We start from the raw sequence: 16,073 nt of genomic DNA, 5'->3' as shown, positions 1-16,073 counted from the left end.
ATTAAAAACCGCCCCATTTCATAAGAATCGTTTTAATTAGAGCAACGACAAACGCTGAGAATGTCCCAAATAATATAACCGAACCAGCAAGTTTAAACATATTTGATCCGACCCCAAGAACAAAGCCCTCAGTACGATGTTCAATTGCTGCTGAAATAACAGCATTACCAAATCCAGTAACTGGCACTGCACTACCTGCCCCCGCAAATTGAGCAAGTCGGTCATATACACCGAATCCTGTTAACAGCATTGCAAAAAACACCATGGTTGCGACAGTAGGATTTCCCGCTGTTGCCTCCGTAAAATTAAAGTTATAGATATAAAATAATTGGACAGCCTGTCCAATTGTGCAAATAATTCCGCCGACCAGAAAAGCTTTAATGATGTTTTTGGCAACTGGCCGCTTCGTTTCATGTTTAGTTTGAAATTGCTGGTACTCTTGTTGTGTCATTGATAAGTTTTTTCTATTTTTATTTGGCATAATAATCACCCTGCCTTATGTTTGTTCTTCACTTAGCTTTATTACTCTTTCCATTTCTTTTTCCACTTTAGATTCATCAATTTTTTTTAAGTACACATCATTTTTTATTTTTGTTGTTTCTAAATAGATCTTTAAGTCACTAGAGACGGTCATATCGTATTCTTTAAAGTCCTTTTTTAATTCTTCTTCAACCTTTTTTTCTATTTGATTTAAACGGAACTTTTCAAACTGCTTAACTCTAAACGCAAGCAATAACTTTTTATCCATATTTACAGCGATAACCTCAGTTACCTCATCCATTCCCTTTACCTTTGCTTCAGCTTGCTCAGACGGAATTTGAATGACATCTAACTTTGAAGCATCTATACCTTCTATATTTTTCGGCTCATATTGACTACAAGCTGTCAAGGAACTAACTAGTATAATAATAATGACTACCCATTTTTTATCCACGTTCTTCAGTCCATTCTCTATTATGTATCTTCGAAAAAAAGGCTGGTATCATTACCAACCCCTAAAACGTATTACTGGTTATATTGTGGCTCTTCTTGTTTAATTTCTTGCACACGTGGATCTAACATATCAACAATCGCTTGTGTTTGTTGTGCAGCCTGTTGATACATTTGCTTAGCTTGTTCATTGTCCGTTTGAAGTGCAAACGTTTCAAAACTAGCTTGAGCACTTTTTAACCCAGCAAGAGTTTGTGCTACTTGAGTAACAACTGTCATTTGTTTACCTCCTTATTTCATAACATTAATACAACCTTATAATGTATAGCTGCTAACTATTTTATGATTTCCATTTTCACCCATAAAAAAATAATTAAGCAAAATATTCCTCTTTTCATACTATGTAATTGAAATTATGAAAAGGAGCTATGAAAATGGATTTATTGAAGAAATGGAATGAAATTCCCTACGCTGGAGAACAAGTGCCTCCTACTAATCCCGAGGAACCGTCGGCCGGGTCATGGGTAACCCATTATATAAAGACAAATGAAATAGGTGAGTTTTTTTATAAAAATGGTAAGAAGATACAACTTGATATCCGCAATCCATCTACAATTGACTGGAAACCTCAACTTGCGATTGTAAAAAAAACGTTAGAGAACTTAACCCCACATCAAATGGAAGTGGCTAAATACTGGGGAACAGGAGTACCAACTAAGCAATTTGTTCCTATTATGGATCGCTTAATCGATACTTACAAAGTACCTGCACCGAGAGCAGCACGAATACTTGCTGCTGTACTGGCAGCTGTTAATGATGCATTTGTAGTAACATGGAAATGTAAGTTTGATTGGCAGGTTGCAAGGCCCAACCAATTAGACCAGTCATTAGAAACAATCCTTTGTACACCCAGGCATCCTACCTACCCTTCTGGACATGCAACCATTGCAGGCTGTGTTGAACAAGTGTTAGGTTATTTTTTCCCAGGCGAAGCAAAAAAATTACGGAAAATGTCCGAGGAATGTTCAGATTCTCGTCTTTATGCAGGAGTTCATTTCCCGCTAGATAATTCAGAAGGTCTTCGACTTGGACGACAGATTGGCCGTATTGTTGTTGAAGAATTGAAGAAAGATAAAAATGAAGAAAATAGAAAAATTGATAAACCATATCGAGAAAATCGAAATGCAGTCATAAATCCTCCACCATATGAACAAGTCATTCCATACGAATTTGCAAATAATTGTACCTCTCTTTTAACAAATAATAAGAAAGACGATTTGCCAACAAATAATACTACAAAACCTACTTTATTCTATTAAAATTTAAAAACCAGCCCCTTTTTAGGGTGCTGGTTCCTATTTTTCATCTGTATCTTTATCTCTTCTTCTTCTTCGGCCACCACAGCCACAGCCTCTTCTTCTTCTTTCTTTTTTTGTTTCCTTTGTTCCCCCATTATCAGAAGAAGTAGTTGGTCTAATGGAGGATTTTCTTTTCCTTTCTCTCATCACAGTTCCCCCTGTTCTTTCATATGGCTTTCTCTAACTATTTTATGTGATTATGAAGTAAATTGTTCTCTAGGCAAGGTCTAATCCAGCAATTTTGTATTAAGTGTTTCAATTAAACCTGCTAACCCTGCAATAGCCAATATGAAAATAACTGGTTGGATAAAAACAGGAATAAAAAGCCAAAGTAAATATAAGAAAGTAGAACACCAAATACCTGTACACCAATAACAACTCAGTAACTCGCCAAACCATTTCCTTATACCTGTTCCTTTTATTTCGATAAAAGTTGAAAAGGTCCCATCTTCTTCTACCTCTTCAATTTCATCTATAAATGGTCGCCGAATAAAGGCTGTTATCTTATCAAAAACCAGTAATCTAGTTAAACGGAAAGAGGCCAATCCAAAAACAAGTAGATAAATCCACGATAATTCCAATTTGCATCTCCCCTTACCTATGATATATCTTCTAAAATATGAAGTAATAGTTACTCTTGTGATTCCTTTACAGAAGAAATGAGCTCTTCAAAGCTTTTTCGGTTTTTTGACATTCTTTCTTCAATCTTACTCAAAACCTCATTCATATCTAAATTCTTTTGATCCTTTTCATTCATCATTTGATAAAAGAACAAAAGCATCGCATAGGCAATTCCAGAATTATCAATATATACAATACTATTGCCACTTTTTAAGATGGATGCTGTTCCATTTGCGTTGCTTATTTCAGTTGTGGATTGTTTTAATTGGTTAAAGTGCTTCTCTAGTTTTTCATCTACAACCTTTTCAAATAATTGAATCATCTCTAATTCACGTTCACTCATCGTGAACCTCCTTTCCAAAAGCCTTGCTTTTATATGTATACGTTGATTAAGTTAAGAGGTAAGGGCATAATCACTAGAATAGGGATACTTTTATAAAAAAGAAAAGCACTCATTTCTGAGTGCTTTCCTGACAACCTTAATGTTTAAAAAATTAATTTCTGTTGTCATTTTCATTTCTGTTTTCGTTGTCATTGTCATTGTCATTTTCGTTATCATTGTCATTATCGTTTTCGTTGTTATTTTCGTTATCATTGTCATTATCGTTTTCGTTGTTATTTTCGTTTCTGTTTTCAAGGTCATTTTCATTTGTTGCTCTTGCTTCTTGGTCTTGGTCAGTTTCTTGATCAGTCTCTTGGTCTGCTCTGTTTTCAGCATCATTTCTTGATTCTTGATCTGCTTCAACATCTGTTTCAACATCCGCTTCAACATCAGACTTAGCTTCAACTTTCACCTCAACTTTAGAGTTACCACTGTTCATGATGTAAGAATTTCCACCTTTTACATCAATCCAGATTTTAGATTCGTTTTCAGCCTCAGCATCTGACTCAGAATCTGATTTGTTTTCAGCTTTGTTTTCAGCATTAGCTTTCGCTTTTGCTTTTGCTTCAGCATCTGCGTCTGCTTCAGCTTTCTGCCATTGCTCTTGAATTGCTTGAGCCATTGCTTTTGCAAGTTCTTCAAATTTTTGTTCTAATTTGCCCCAACTCATTTATCTTTCACCTCCCGCTCACTTGATACTCTATATATATTAAGAGAATCCTAAAGTGAGAGGACGCTTTACCTATGATAATAGTACATTTTAATAGGAATCAAGATAAATGGTAGAATTTCCACTATCAGCAATGATAGCTGTACCGTTTTTATTCGAAATTTTGATATCTTGTTTTAGCTCTTGTTTAGTACCGTATTCTATTTCTTGTTTAGTTTCATATTCTATTTCTTGATTTGTTTCTTGCTTATAATCAATCTCATGCACTTTTACTTTATTTTCAATACATTTTTCTTCTAACTTATGTTCTTTCTCTTTTTCCACATGCTGAAATTCTTGTACGATTTTATTTTTAGTTTTCTTCATTGGATCTATTCTTGGTTCTTCCTTTATTTTCTGCTTATCTGCTTTTTTCAGGTCAAGCTTTAGCTCATGTCTTAATAAGTCCGCTTGTGAACTTTTAGTTTTTATTTCTTCTTTACTTATCTTTACTTCTTTTTCTTTCCTATCTTGTTTATCCTTTTCTCGTACAGGATCTGTTGCGTAAGCTTGAAGGTGTTTTAAGACAGAATTAGAAAATTTAACGTTTTTCAGATTCTTTTTGGTTCGTTTTGATTTTGGCATTTTAGGCTCAACTTTATTCTTGTCCTCCTGCAACGACTTCTCTTTTTTACTTTCACTATATTTCCCTTCAGAACCACCGTTGCCTGTAAGTAAGGAAACAAATCTCTGCTTTGCATCCTTGTAATAATCACTATTGTTTGACTCACACTTATCATTTGAAATTTGTTTTTCATTGATTTGCTTTATTTTCTCATTCGATCTAGGCCCAAGAAGCAAAAGTGTATACTTACAACGTAAATAATCTTTATACGTTTGATCTGATACTTTGTAAAGCTCTAACGCTCGCTCAATGCTCCAACGGTTATTACTTAATACATTCTTAAATGTAACAGCTAAACACTCTCTATATGTGTTGAAAGGTATTAGCTTATATTCAGACGCCATCTTCCTAACGACCCCCTTTCAAAAATATTCTTATAATAGTTTATGCAAACTTTAATTGGATTGTATAAACATTAAGTGAATTTGGGGGTTCTTCCTAAAGTGGTTGATTCACAACTTCATCCTATTTTCATATTAATATATATCGAGATATCTGATGAGGGCGATAAAAATGACAAGTGAATACTTTAAAAAGATAGAAGCATTATACGAAAAAAACCACCGTCTTAATGAATTTTTAGAACTAGAATTAGAAGAACTGAAGAAGTTACTTACTCTAGACTCATTTAATCAGAATGACATTGAGCACTTCAAAAATATACAACATTCAATTGAGCATATTAAAAACAACCTTTTACAGTCTGATCGTAAGAATTCGTTTAGTACCATAAAGAAACCCATCTCTTACGGAATGCTTTATCCAATAAAAAAGGAAAGGTTATTTCTACAACTAATTACGGAATTACAAGAAATATCCCTTCATTACGAAATGGATATTGTTTTATTTCCTATTGAGGGAATAAACCTTGAAACTCAATCGGTAGAGGGAACGATTATATCTGGGTTAAAAGTGGAAAAAGTAATTACGAATATCCCAAAATTTATTTACAACATGACTTTTCATTCACAATCAAGCAGTGTTAAGAAAATGCGTAAACTCCGTAGGCTAGAAAATGTAATGGTCATTAACCCTATCAATCGTTTTAACCAAAGTATACTCTTTGATATGTTTTCTTCTTTACTATCAAAGGACCAATATTTACTCCACTACGATGTGTTCTCTCCCAAAACCTTAATGGAATTTCTCAATTTCTATAAAGGGTGCCTTCTATTACCCGAGAAAGGATCTGCTAAAGATAAAGTATTTTGGGTGAATCAGCAACCTGAAAAGGAAAATCATTACCTTCTCTCTTCGACAGATCGTTCAACCGAGTGTAGTGAAGATGAATTGTTTGGACAAATTAAAAAGCGAATTAAATCAAAAAAATACATGGTCATAAAGCCAATAAGCCCAATTAAATGGATGGACACTCCCCTCGAAATAAGAGTCTATGTTCAAAAGAATGGGGATGGAAAGTGGAGTGTAACAGATATGGTAGGTAAAAGCGAGATTCTCGCTAAGGAATCTAATGTAAAACATATAGCTGAGAAACTGGAATGGACTCTTCAAGAAGTTTCCATACAAAAACCAGATAATGTATTACAAGATTTAACTAATTTATCGGTTGAATGTTGTTCACTAATGGATTATTATATTCCAAATCTAGGAACAGCAACCTTAGATTTTTTAGTAGACCAAGACTGTAAACCTTATCTTTTGTATGTTAAAGGGTGGGAAACAAGAAGTTATTTATATACTGCTAGTATGATTGACTGGAAAGCTTACTTATCAAATGCATTTCATTATATGTATTATCTCAATAACAATATAGAAGATTAAAGGATGCTTATTATGATATGGGTAAAGATTCAGAAAGACCATGAACATCAGACTGATGAATTGACTATCTATCTCCCTAACTGGCTAGCAATAGAAGTGCAGAATACTACCTTTTTGTATTTTGGCAACCAAAAATTAAAGGTAAACGTTAGGACTTTTCACTCCAAAAAAACAGATAATCATAGCTACAATAACCCACTCAAAATAAATTGTTCTCAAGATCTTTTAGATGTATTACACATTCCTGATGAAGTTCCTTATAAACTCTACGTTAAAGAAGGTATCATTCACCTCGGCCCTGTTATTGGCTTACTATTGGGTGAGCAGCATTATTATTATCATCATCGACATATGCAAGAATACTCTGACGCTGTCCGTAATTATAATCAAATTGGGGGACTCGTTATTGCCTTTAAGGAATGTTCTATTGACTGGGATAAAAAGTGCCTTTTTGGGCTGTATTATCATTCTGAAAGTAAAAAGTGGCACTATCAAAAACTCCCAATACCTTCAGTTATTTACCGTCGTGGATATAAATCAAACCAACAAGTTGCCGAAAAATTATCTAGGTATACCAATGATAAAGTCTTTAATTCCTTTCGTTACGATAAGTGGGAGCTTCATAAAGAACTTAGCAACAATGTTAAATTTAAGCAATATTTACCGGACACATATAAATTAGAAAATCAACATGACGTGCTAAAATTATTGCACGAAACATCTAAGATTATTTTAAAACCTTCAGACCTTTCTAGAGGAAGAGGCATCTATATTTTTAAGAAACAAACCTCTGACTCTATTTTGGCGGTTGATTATAATGAAGGAAACAAACGAGAGTTTACCATTCCGAATTGGGCCATTGAGGACTACTTAAGTCAGGAGAACTTACTATCGAAAAATTATATATTACAGCCCTATTTAGACCTAGCTAAGATTGAAGGTAATCCATGGGACATCCGTGTAGTTATGCAAAAAAACATAAAATCTGGATGGCAATGTAGTGGGATAGAATGTAGAGTGGCAGGGAAAAACCAATTTGTTACAAACATCTCACGTGGTGGAATGGCGCTACCTATAAAAATGGCATTAGAAGAGTCTTTTGGTCCCTCCGTTCATTCTAATCTACTAAAAACAAACGTTATTGCTGCAGCTCAACACTTTTGTGAAATTATGGACGAAACAGGTGAGCATTTTGCAGAGTTTGGATTAGATCTAGCATTTGATGTGAACCAAAAGCTTTGGTTTATTGAAGCAAATATGCGTCCCACCTTTAATGGTTTTAAAAAGATGGATATGGCGAATTATTACTATATCTGTCAAAATCCGATTCGCTATGCTGCAGCTGTAGATGGCTTTTACTAATAAAATGTATGGCCATTTGTTCATTCAAGAAGTTAAAAAGGATAGCTATCAAAAGCTATCCTTTTTAACTTTCCCACTTTGGTTCAATTATAGGAAGAGCTCTATTCATTAACCTAGGACTAATACATTGAACCGCACTTATATGTTCTAATTTTACTTCTATAAATATAAAAGTTTTTTCCAGACGATAAAGTTCTGTTAAATCTAAAGTTGGTTTTGAACCCATATCAAACGGTTTAATAAGAGTCATAATTGCTTTATTAGCTGTAGGATCTATCTCCTCAACTCTGAAGAAATAAGAGGTAAAACTTCCCACCCCACTTTCTTCTCCATCAATTCCAACTTCCTCAACTAAGTTTCCATTCTTATGATAAAGCATTAAGGGAATGGTTCCATCATTCTTATCATTGGGTGGCATTTTATTTGAAAATGTATCTTTGAAGCACTGATAGGTATTTTGGAATTGTTTAACCACATTTAAAACTTCAATTACATATTGATTCGAGTCCAATGCCACCCCTCCCTTACATAATCACTCTTATCCATAGTTTATGAGAATGATTAACATTTGTGTAGACGCTATCTTTATAAAGGCTCAAGATAGAAAGCAATCTCTTTTGCAGCAGTGAGAGCAATGTCCTTAGCAGCTTCAATCGAGTGCTCTGCTGCAATCACATAACCATATCGATCACCCATGGATTCTGGTGGCTTTAATGTCATACCTTTCTTTGGTTTAATATACACTTCCTGGACACCAGGTAGGGCTTCAGCTCTCGCTCTACCAGTTACTTTAAGCAACCTGCCTTTTTGACCGACAGTAATATATTGAGTATATACGCACTTTTCAAAGCGGTTAGATATCGAAATTGACTCACCTGCATAAAGTTTTATCGTTTCTTCAGCAATATTAATTCCCGTACCTATTTCGATCATTCGATTCATGGCTCCCCCAGAAACTCTAGGATTCGTCTCAATCAATTTCCATGTACCATTTACAAGTCTTAACTCAATATGACAAGAGCCATTTGTTAATTTAATCCCTTCCACTATGCCTTGTACAACTTCCCTTACTTTTTCAGTCAATTCATGATTTTTGGGGTTAAAGCTATACCCTGTCACAATAAAACGTTCATACTCTGAAATCGTTTGTTCAATCACACCGATGATAAAAATCTCTCCATTTTTCACAATAACTTCCACTAAATATTGAGGTCCTTCCAAGAACTCTTCCACGATTAATGAATCTAGAGGATACTTTAATAATAATTGATTGACTTTTAAATCTAATTCCTCTTTCGTTCGTGCGAGAAGAACATCCTTTGATCCAGTTGAGAATGGGGATTTTATGACAAGTGGCAAGGTATTAAAGTGAAAGGTCTCTAGCTCACTTTGATTGTTTAATATCTTAAAATAAGGAGTAACAGGACTGTTTCGAAGAACGTTCCGCACGAGGGATTTGTCCTCCATGATATCAATTGCTTCTAAGCTTAGACTAGAACTACAAAATTCTACTGATAAAGAAGCAGCTAAGTATACATATGGCTCAATAAAGCTTAGAATGGCTTTTATCTTTCTTTCACCATGCCTTAAAAAGGTAATTTCTTTACTGACAATTTCATAGTCCATTACGGGTGAAACATATAGCATTAAATCGATATCTGGAAACTCCCATTTGTTCGCTAAGAACTTTTTATTATTAGTTAAAAGGATTGTTTCGTATCCTATTTTTTTTGCAGCTTTTACAGCTTCTCGACTAGACCCAGATTTATTAGTTCCTATAAAAATGACTGATTCCAACGTTTCCTCCACCTTTGAAATATCCTCACTATAGAATATAAACGGAATAGCTCTTTAGTGCTAAAATATGAAAAAACTCCTGATAAAAAGAGAGCAACTAATACGCTGCTCCCTGCTATGGATAACTATGCTAAATCCATGAAAAAGGTCTTTTACGATCGTCATCATCGTCTATGTCAACATCAACATCAACATCGACATCTACTTTGTCATCATCAACCTTCACATCTACATCTACATCCACATCAATGTCATCAATGTCGTCTACTCTTCTGCCTAACCATGGATCATAGCGTCTACGACGACGATTTTCATCAATAATAATCACTTCATTTGCTTTCACAATTAACTTATCAACCTTAATTTCTTGTGGTCTTCTCTTCTTCGACATTCCATTTTCCTCCTAGACTAATAGTAATCGGTATATGTTATGCAAATACCTATATCAAGGTATAGGCACTTTCATTAAATCCTTTCATTATACCTGTGGAAATTTCAAATTGTAGAGATAGTAGTACATACGGCCTGTTTACCAGAATCATAAACTAATATGAATACTATTTAGGAGGTGATTATATGGGAAACAGGAAGAAAAAGAAGAAAAAGGATGAAAAGGTAATCAAAGTTGTATGTAAGTGTCATGACGATGATTTCCATTGTCCAAAATCCCGTCGTTGCCACTCTTTATGTGATAGATTCCATTGTAGACCGGTTTGTCATTTCCGTCATAGATGTGGATGTCACGACTTCCACCATGATTTTCACCGTGGATTCCATCATTGTTAAGTATGATAGGAAAAAGAAGGCGAACAAGAATTAGACTTGTTCGCTTCTTTTATCAGGCGTTTGTCCATTTCAATTTATTAAAAAATTCATAGACTAATAGTAGCTTTAAGAATAGGAGGAATAGCATGTCAGATCACAATTTTAATAGGCATACATGCAGCTGTCAGAGTAGTGCCCATTCACACCCTAAACATTGTGGTTGTCAGATGAAGCATACTCACCATCATGATTTTTGCAGTTCCAGTTCTTCTAGTCATCACCAATCAATTCATCATGATACATGTAGGTGCAATCGAGTAGATCGTTTTCCTAGAAACCGCTTTAGAAGACAAGATCATCAAAACAATTTCAACAGAAGAAACAGACTTTCTAGACTGACACCACTCCATCACCACAGACATGGAGATGATTGTGTCTCCCATGACCATGAAACGCATTTACATGGTAAAAACCATTCTATTAACGAAATGATTAGATTGCATAAAGGTGATGACGGTAAGAAGAACATTGTGATTATTATGTAGTATTTCCAAATCTATTAATTAGGGAAAAATCAAAAAGGAGGAATATAAGTTGAGTCATATGCATTGTTCAACATGCGGTAAGTTTAGACGAGATCATCATGGTCATCACGGTCATCATGATCATCATCGCAATCATCACCATAACGATCATTGTGGGTGTCCTGACCACCATCATGGACACGGGCACCATCATGGTGACCACCACGGTTGCCATGATTTCCATCATCGTGATTTTATTTGCGATCGTTTTCTCTGCGATGATGATTTTCGATTACGATTAGGTGGATTACAAGGAAATTTAAATTTCCGACTTCGACAGCTTATTGGCTGTAAAGTAAAATTTGAATTAGAAGAAGACAAAAAAATCGATGCAAAAGTCTGCTTCGTTGGTTCAGACTTTGTTGAGGTTGAAGTGTTAGATGATAAAAAAGATGACAAAAAAGATGATAAAGATGACGAACCAGAAGTCTTAGGAGAAAAGAAAAAGAAGAAGAAAAAGAAGAAAAAGAAGCATAAAAAATGTCCAAAAGCAGCAATTATTAAAATGGAAGCTATCAAATTTATGGAGCTTAAAGATGACTGTAAAGACGATAAAGAATGCGACTGTTGTCATTAATGAGGAAGGCCACGCGAAGTCGTGGCTTTTTTATTAGAATTACTAGCCTTAGTTAACTATATTCTATTAAACTTAAAAAGAGTAGGCTGACTTCAAATAGGTCAGCCTACTCTTTTTCTACAGTACTACTAAATAACAAATGTTGTTTAGCGGAATCTCCATCTTTTTTTTCTTTTTCTTCTTCTTTTTCTTTATCTTTAGGGTTAATGTTTCTCTATGAACGTCAAATAGTGTCCCTTTTATTTTCTCTCCCTCTAATCGAACTTTCAATCTCTTGTTGACTAAGAGCATTAAATAGATTTTTAATCTTAGTCTAAAAAAGATTTGAATAAGCTCTGGTGACGAACTAACGGTTTCACCGAATCTAAACGTGAGTCTCCTTCTAAAACAAGGATCTATTTCAGTTAATTCGCTTTCTTCATTTGGTTCGGCAAATCGTCCATTTAACTTAATCGTATTTACTACCTCAAAGGGAATAATGATTTCTTTTCCATTCTTATTTCTTAAAACAACGAAATCGAAACCAACAAGCATGACTCTCCCGCGTTTGATTATATTTCGATCAACTTCTTCACTAACTGGACAGTTAATTTCCACACGAACTTTTTGTCCAACAAGCCCATCAAACGCCCTTTGGAATATTTCATCTGGTGTACGTTCACCTGATAAACCTAAATCCAGGAGTAATTGATTCGCTTGTTTAATTCGAGCTTCTAGTTCTTCTTGTTGCTCCTCTGGTAAACAACTAGTTGGAGCAGGGAACATCGGTTGCTTAATACGTGGTGGACAGCATTCCTCTGGTATACAGAAATCGTCAGGTGCATCCGCTGGAACAAACTCTGGACAATTAAAACCTTCACATACATTTTCTTCTTCCATTTTTTCACCACCTTTTTAAAAATAGGGAACCATAATACGGCTCCCTATCTCTTAATCTTTTAAAGGATGCAGATGGTCTTGAAGTTCTCCATGAACACGCATGATCCCCCACATTCCCAGTTCAATATCCCACATAATATTTCCCGAACGATACATATAGTCACCTGGGAAGTTGTATACGCTACCTGCTCCGCCTATCAGCCATAAATTTGCTTTTCTTCCTATCACGTTAAATCCAACAAAGGATTCTATACGTGAATTTAGATCTCGGGGCTCAAAGTGCCATCTATGACCATGAAGATGGAAAGTATGTGTACGTCTTCGTTCAGCAGGTGTTACAAGTTTTATCGAGACTGGGTCTCCAGCATAGGCTTCAAATAATGGAGTTGCTGGGTCACCGAATACCTTAGAACTAAATAAGTTCTCTAGTTCTGGATGCTCTCTATATCTATTAATTAAACGCTCAGTACGATAGTTGAAGCCACGCGAGCCTTCATCATACGTATCCACTTCTTCATCCACTTCTCCACTACCAAGTAAAACTCCATCAAATGGATCAATAATTAGTTGATCAAGTTTGTCTAGTAAGCGTAATCCATCATGCATAATCATGACAAATTCTCGCTTATCTGGTAAAAATGGATTACGTAATACAGCATTGGCACCTGTTCTAACTGGTTTTAATGAAAAAGGATCCAAATAGCTAGTTCCTCTAGGTTCTGCAATAAATGCACCAAATGCTCCTTGTGAGCGGTGATTACGGATATCCGCCATATCCCACATACCAATAGCTCCGTGCGCATCTTCTACAAACCAGCTGTATGTTATCTTTTCACCAGGCCCTACGGTTTGGTCTGCATTAAATCCAACGGTTTCTCCCGCTGACGTTTTCACATCATATTGTAGGAGTTGAGGATGTAATGAAATTCGTAAGGATGGAGGATAGAAGGCTTGTTCTTTGACCCGTGGATAAGGATATATCCCATCTTTAAATGGAAACAATTCAAATTTCAATCTACTCTCTAACGTAACTTCTACAACGTCTCCAGCGTTAGCCCTTAGCACCAGTGGTTCTGGATTCTTTTTCCCACAAAGGATATCATCTACATCCTCTCTTAATGCAAACACAATTCCATTTGGATCATGGTCACCATATGAGTTATAAATAACTGGGGTTTGAAAAGCAACCACATCAAATTTTTTAATTGGACTATTCGGTGGTCCAACTGAACATACTGTTTTTGCTTTTGCAGGTGGTAATCCTGTGCATTCTGGTAATGGGGTTGAACGTTTGGGAGGCAGTGGCCTGTCAGATAACGGTATCAGATCCGGTACTTCCTCATCGTATGCCCTGAAGAGTCCCCAAGTTCCATTCCACAAATCCTCTTCCGTTTCAAACGTCCATAAATAGTCTCCACCTCGAGGAATATACGTCTCAAATGTGAAGGACTCTGAGATTCCTATATGCTGTTGGTCTTCCATTGTTGTGTCTAAGTCTCTTCTTTCTGTTGGCCATTTAAGGCCATGAAGATTAAAGCTGTGTGATTCTTCCTGTGCTCCTTGTAGTAATCTTATTCGGATGGAATCACCAGCATAAGCCCTGAGTATAGGTGTGACTGGATCTCCATGAACAAATGAACTAAAGGAGTAGGCTGGATCACAGTCTTTCCCAAGCCTAAATTGTAATGGTTCATTTTTGAAGTTCACTCCGAACAATCCGGGATCATCCTGAGAGCCTGGAAACTCAGGTGGATTTAGCGGTCGTCCGTCCTTATCAAAAATCAACGCAAAATCGTGAACCATTAAAGCAATATCTCGATAGTCTGGAATGATTGGATTTGTAGTAGTAACTTGCGTGCCATTGCGTACTTCTTGGCCTGTAGTTGAATCAAGAAATTTAGTGAACCTCGGATGAATTACTCCTGAGGCAAACACACCATGCTGTTGATGGGCTGTTGCAAATAAATGATCATGAAAAAACCACGCTTTTAATTCCACATCTGCAAAATATTCATAGCGCATTGTTTCACCTGGCAGAACACCAGAATCATAGTTCCAACCAACATTTGCTCCATCATTAACTAATACATCAAACTTAACAAAATGGATATGCATACCTATCTCATAGGTTCTTGTTACAAGTTGAAACGCGTCACCATCAAGAATATGCGGGAGCCTGTTTGTAAAGTTAATCCGAATACAAGTGCCTGCTGTGGCATGGAAGACAAGAGGTTCGGGTTCCTTTCTTCCTGAGCAAATTGCTTCAATATCTTCATCTAACACATATATTCGTCCTTTTGGATCATGCCAGCCTTGACGATTATAGATGAGAGGTAGTTCAATTACTGAGATATTAAATTCTTTTACAATCGAATTTTCCAAGCAAGGATCAGCAAATACTGCTCCAGGTCTTGCGTTGGGGACAGCGGCATTTTTTTCTAACTCTGTCATCTCGCGTCCACCAACAATGCCGAGTGGTGGCCTCGGTGCTTTACAGCCAACTTTACCTGGAATAAAGTTTGGAAATCCAGGACGTTCCTTTGTTGGCAACGGGGGTGCTGGTCTGTCAGGCAATGGCTGTAGTGCTGCAATAGGCTCACCATTCGGATAACATTGACTTCCATCTTGAAGGGTATCAAAAATTCGATTAATTCCCCACATACCAACTGCAAAGTGAGGATATAAATGACAGTGGATGATAGCATCACCAATTGCACCATGTAAACTCCCTAGTCCATACAATGGTTCAATGTTGTAATGCGTTTGTGGACTAGTCGATTGAGAATCAAATATCTCGGAGTTTACATTTTTAGGATCTCTGAACCATTGGTGAACATGGTAGTGAAACACGTGAGTTTCTTTAACCCCAGCATGCACAAGTCTAATAAGAGCCGGATCACCTACGTAACCTCTTAATATTGGAGTTGCAGGATCACCAAACACCCACGAATCATGGTGTACTTCTTCTCCATCACAATCTGGACAAACAACACCTTCATCTATCAATTGTTTTCGTCTATGCTCAGGTTCGTATCTATAATTGACTCCGTGGAATGACTCAGAAGGTTGACCTGTTAAAGGGTTAATTGGTCGATTCCCAGTAATATCATTAATCTCCATTTCATCATGAAACATCCATGCATATTCACGGCGAGATGGTAAAAATGAATGATGGATATCAGCATATACACCACTATTAATTGGTCCTCCTGTAACCGGATCTGTCCACCAAGATCCTCGTGGTTGAACAAATAATGCACCAAACAGCCCATTGCTATTTGACCCATCTTCAGTACTTGATGGATTACCTAAGTCTGAAAAGAAGTAAATTCCATCGAGGTTTGCTTTAATTACATATTTTATCTTGTCACCACATTCTGCTAGAGTATTCGGATTAAAACCGACATTCGCACCATCTGAATCTAACACATCATAATCTGCTTCCTGAAAGTGCATCCCTGCTGCAAATGGGAGTTTGTTTTCAAATAAGATCTCAACAACATCTCCTTCATTTGCACGAATAACAAGTGGCTGAACAAGATCAACGGTTGAGAAAGGATTCTTCCTAACAAGTTCCTTAACCTTTTCTTCATTTTCTTTTAAAACATACATCATGCCATTCGGGTTATAATCTCCAAAGTTATTTACCACAATCCGAATAGGAATAGCGACGACATGATAGCATCGCTTCATAATTGTTTC

Annotated in this window: 19 protein-coding genes; 6 read left to right on the top strand and 13 right to left on the bottom strand. The window is 36.1% G+C overall.

From position 1 onward, the window contains the following. Position 1: 1 nt before the first annotated feature. From spoVAC to J2Z26_RS02770, 3 genes are all read right to left on the bottom strand, one after another. A complete protein-coding gene (gene spoVAC, locus J2Z26_RS02780) occupies positions 2-481 on the bottom strand; it encodes a stage V sporulation protein AC (RefSeq protein ID WP_193538056.1) in 480 nt (159 codons plus the stop codon). 15 nt (positions 482-496) lie between these two features. Continuing rightward, positions 497-934 (bottom strand): hypothetical protein, encoded by a 438-nt coding sequence (locus tag J2Z26_RS02775; protein ID WP_193538054.1) that lies wholly within the window; start codon positions 932-934, stop codon positions 497-499. A gap of 71 nt (positions 935-1,005) precedes the next feature. Then, the gene (locus J2Z26_RS02770; protein WP_193538052.1) at positions 1,006-1,209 is read right to left on the bottom strand and encodes a DUF1657 domain-containing protein; all 204 of its coding nucleotides are present in this window, start codon (positions 1,207-1,209) and stop codon (positions 1,006-1,008) included. Between the two features lie 155 nt (positions 1,210-1,364). On the opposite strand from J2Z26_RS02770, the gene J2Z26_RS02765 reads away from it, so the two are divergent. Beyond that, positions 1,365-2,249 (top strand): vanadium-dependent haloperoxidase, encoded by an 885-nt coding sequence (locus tag J2Z26_RS02765; RefSeq protein ID WP_193538050.1) that lies wholly within the window; start codon positions 1,365-1,367, stop codon positions 2,247-2,249. 36 nt (positions 2,250-2,285) lie between these two features. Here the strand turns inward: J2Z26_RS02765 and J2Z26_RS02760 are convergent, their stop codons facing one another. The 5 genes from J2Z26_RS02760 to J2Z26_RS02740 form a co-directional block, all read right to left on the bottom strand. Then, positions 2,286-2,435, bottom strand: a complete 150-nt coding sequence (locus J2Z26_RS02760; RefSeq protein WP_193538048.1) for a hypothetical protein — start codon at positions 2,433-2,435, stop codon at positions 2,286-2,288. Between the two features lie 80 nt (positions 2,436-2,515). Beyond that, positions 2,516-2,869, bottom strand: a complete 354-nt coding sequence (locus tag J2Z26_RS02755; protein WP_193538046.1) for a DUF1360 domain-containing protein — start codon at positions 2,867-2,869, stop codon at positions 2,516-2,518. Between the two features lie 50 nt (positions 2,870-2,919). Beyond that, on the bottom strand, positions 2,920-3,252 hold the full coding sequence (locus tag J2Z26_RS02750; protein WP_193538044.1) for a hypothetical protein: 333 nt from the start codon (positions 3,250-3,252) through the stop codon (positions 2,920-2,922). A gap of 151 nt (positions 3,253-3,403) precedes the next feature. Then, positions 3,404-3,961, bottom strand: coding sequence for a hypothetical protein (locus J2Z26_RS02745; RefSeq protein ID WP_193538042.1), 558 nt, complete (start codon positions 3,959-3,961; stop codon positions 3,404-3,406). A 90-nt stretch (positions 3,962-4,051) separates the two neighbouring features. Then, entirely contained in the window at positions 4,052-4,969 is a 918-nt protein-coding gene (locus tag J2Z26_RS02740; RefSeq protein WP_193538040.1) for a hypothetical protein, read from the bottom strand. A 169-nt stretch (positions 4,970-5,138) separates the two neighbouring features. Here J2Z26_RS02740 and J2Z26_RS02735 point away from each other — a divergent pair, with 169 nt between their 5' ends. After that, on the top strand, positions 5,139-6,407 hold the full coding sequence (locus J2Z26_RS02735; protein WP_193538038.1) for a YheC/YheD family protein: 1,269 nt from the start codon (positions 5,139-5,141) through the stop codon (positions 6,405-6,407). Between the two features lie 12 nt (positions 6,408-6,419). Then, entirely contained in the window at positions 6,420-7,769 is a 1,350-nt protein-coding gene (locus tag J2Z26_RS02730; RefSeq protein WP_193538036.1) for a YheC/YheD family endospore coat-associated protein, read from the top strand. A 64-nt stretch (positions 7,770-7,833) separates the two neighbouring features. Here the strand turns inward: J2Z26_RS02730 and J2Z26_RS02725 are convergent, their stop codons facing one another. From J2Z26_RS02725 to J2Z26_RS02715, 3 genes are all read right to left on the bottom strand, one after another. Then, a complete protein-coding gene (locus tag J2Z26_RS02725; protein WP_193538034.1) occupies positions 7,834-8,280 on the bottom strand; it encodes a CotY/CotZ family spore coat protein in 447 nt (148 codons plus the stop codon). 74 nt (positions 8,281-8,354) lie between these two features. Beyond that, positions 8,355-9,566 carry an ATP-grasp domain-containing protein gene (locus J2Z26_RS02720; protein WP_193538032.1) on the bottom strand — a complete coding sequence of 404 codons (1,212 nt, stop codon included), beginning with the start codon at positions 9,564-9,566 and terminating at the stop codon, positions 8,355-8,357. A gap of 130 nt (positions 9,567-9,696) precedes the next feature. After that, on the bottom strand, positions 9,697-9,957 hold the full coding sequence (locus tag J2Z26_RS02715) for a hypothetical protein (RefSeq protein WP_193538030.1): 261 nt from the start codon (positions 9,955-9,957) through the stop codon (positions 9,697-9,699). Between the two features lie 185 nt (positions 9,958-10,142). Between J2Z26_RS02715 and J2Z26_RS02710 the strand changes: the two genes are divergently transcribed. The 3 genes from J2Z26_RS02710 (at position 10,143) to J2Z26_RS02700 (ending at position 11,492) form a co-directional block, all read left to right on the top strand. Then, positions 10,143-10,352, top strand: a complete 210-nt coding sequence (locus tag J2Z26_RS02710) for a hypothetical protein (RefSeq protein WP_193538028.1) — start codon at positions 10,143-10,145, stop codon at positions 10,350-10,352. A gap of 125 nt (positions 10,353-10,477) precedes the next feature. Next, positions 10,478-10,876 (top strand): hypothetical protein, encoded by a 399-nt coding sequence (locus J2Z26_RS02705; RefSeq protein ID WP_193538026.1) that lies wholly within the window; start codon positions 10,478-10,480, stop codon positions 10,874-10,876. Positions 10,877-10,925: 49 nt separating this feature from the next. Then, the gene (locus tag J2Z26_RS02700) at positions 10,926-11,492 is read left to right on the top strand and encodes a hypothetical protein (RefSeq protein ID WP_193538024.1); all 567 of its coding nucleotides are present in this window, start codon (positions 10,926-10,928) and stop codon (positions 11,490-11,492) included. Between the two features lie 117 nt (positions 11,493-11,609). Here the strand turns inward: J2Z26_RS02700 and J2Z26_RS02695 are convergent, their stop codons facing one another. Together J2Z26_RS02695 and J2Z26_RS02690 are read right to left on the bottom strand one after the other, a co-directional pair. Continuing rightward, a complete protein-coding gene (locus tag J2Z26_RS02695; RefSeq protein ID WP_193538022.1) occupies positions 11,610-12,371 on the bottom strand; it encodes a hypothetical protein in 762 nt (253 codons plus the stop codon). 51 nt (positions 12,372-12,422) lie between these two features. Then, the gene (locus J2Z26_RS02690) at positions 12,423-16,064 is read right to left on the bottom strand and encodes a cupredoxin domain-containing protein (RefSeq protein WP_193538020.1); all 3,642 of its coding nucleotides are present in this window, start codon (positions 16,062-16,064) and stop codon (positions 12,423-12,425) included. Positions 16,065-16,073: the final 9 nt, after the last annotated feature.

Origin of the sequence: Cytobacillus luteolus, assembly GCF_017873715.1 — a bacterium.
In the GTDB taxonomy this organism is placed as follows: Bacteria; Bacillota; Bacilli; order Bacillales; family Bacillaceae_L; genus Bacillus_BV; species Bacillus_BV luteola.
This window is presented reverse-complemented; position numbering and strand designations above follow the sequence as displayed.

Coding starts and splice junctions, on each gene's coding strand:
- spoVAC (WP_193538056.1), bottom strand. CDS start 481: ATGCCAAATAAAAATAGAAAAAACTTATCAATGACACAACAAGAGTAC.
- J2Z26_RS02770 (WP_193538052.1), bottom strand. CDS start 1,209: ATGACAGTTGTTACTCAAGTAGCACAAACTCTTGCTGGGTTAAAAAGT.
- J2Z26_RS02765 (WP_193538050.1), top strand. CDS start 1,365: ATGGATTTATTGAAGAAATGGAATGAAATTCCCTACGCTGGAGAACAA.
- J2Z26_RS02760 (WP_193538048.1), bottom strand. CDS start 2,435: ATGAGAGAAAGGAAAAGAAAATCCTCCATTAGACCAACTACTTCTTCT.
- J2Z26_RS02750 (WP_193538044.1), bottom strand. CDS start 3,252: ATGAGTGAACGTGAATTAGAGATGATTCAATTATTTGAAAAGGTTGTA.
- J2Z26_RS02745 (WP_193538042.1), bottom strand. CDS start 3,961: ATGAGTTGGGGCAAATTAGAACAAAAATTTGAAGAACTTGCAAAAGCA.
- J2Z26_RS02740 (WP_193538040.1), bottom strand. CDS start 4,969: ATGGCGTCTGAATATAAGCTAATACCTTTCAACACATATAGAGAGTGT.
- J2Z26_RS02735 (WP_193538038.1), top strand. CDS start 5,139: ATGACAAGTGAATACTTTAAAAAGATAGAAGCATTATACGAAAAAAAC.
- J2Z26_RS02730 (WP_193538036.1), top strand. CDS start 6,420: ATGATATGGGTAAAGATTCAGAAAGACCATGAACATCAGACTGATGAA.
- J2Z26_RS02715 (WP_193538030.1), bottom strand. CDS start 9,957: ATGTCGAAGAAGAGAAGACCACAAGAAATTAAGGTTGATAAGTTAATT.
- J2Z26_RS02710 (WP_193538028.1), top strand. CDS start 10,143: ATGGGAAACAGGAAGAAAAAGAAGAAAAAGGATGAAAAGGTAATCAAA.
- J2Z26_RS02705 (WP_193538026.1), top strand. CDS start 10,478: ATGTCAGATCACAATTTTAATAGGCATACATGCAGCTGTCAGAGTAGT.
- J2Z26_RS02695 (WP_193538022.1), bottom strand. CDS start 12,371: ATGGAAGAAGAAAATGTATGTGAAGGTTTTAATTGTCCAGAGTTTGTT.
- J2Z26_RS02690 (WP_193538020.1), bottom strand. CDS start 16,064: ATGAAGCGATGCTATCATGTCGTCGCTATTCCTATTCGGATTGTGGTA.